At 43.6% G+C, this 685-nt stretch carries 1 pseudogene; it reads right to left on the bottom strand.

The features are described from left to right. A pseudogene (locus AB5935_RS27410) lies at nucleotides 1–685 on the bottom strand (S49 family peptidase); the annotation flags it as partial.

Here is a 685-nt window from a genome sequence, read left to right as displayed (position 1 = left end):
CGCAGGTCACGAATGACTTTCGAACCGACAATCCCGTCTTCGGAAGTTGCAGAGCTCGGATAGTCTGTAATCTCACCGGATGCATAATAAACAGCTACGATATTACCGCTTTTATCTTTCGGCACATTTTTCCTTACGTTCATCATGTCGCCCAATCCTAATATAGGAAGATTATCATCTTCATTGATCTCTACCAATTTCTTAAGATAATTGCGCACATCATTGCGGTAAATCAATGTATCAGCCAATCCGCATTTTACACTCTCTTCTGCCGGATAGAACATGAGCATGCGATCTGCATAAACATTCAGTGAGTCTACAGAAATATTACGTGAAGTAGATACCCCTTCCGTAACTTGCCCCCAGATAGAAGTGATAAATGTGGTAACCTGTTCGCGGTTGGCAGGACTCATTTCCGTAGCAATAAACGGCTCTACGGCAGATTTGTAAGTTCCTACCTTGAACACCTGCATCTCAACTCCTATTTTTTGCAGCAAATCTTTGTAGAACAGGGGAGCAGAGGCGATACCCCGCCATTCAATCATTCCTTTGGGATTGAGCAACACCTTATCGGCTGCGCTGGAAAGATAATAAAGTCCCTGCGTATAGGAGTCTGCATAAGCAATAACGAATTTTCCACTTTCTTTGAAGTCGAGCAGTGCGTTGCGGATTTCCTGCAAAGAAG

It is taken from the genome of Phocaeicola sp. RTP21198st1_B8_RTP21198_201120, assembly GCF_040929485.1.
Lineage (GTDB): Bacteria > Bacteroidota > Bacteroidia > Bacteroidales > Bacteroidaceae > Phocaeicola > Phocaeicola dorei.
Note: the sequence above shows the minus strand (reverse complement) of the source record. Positions and strands in the feature narration are given on the sequence as shown.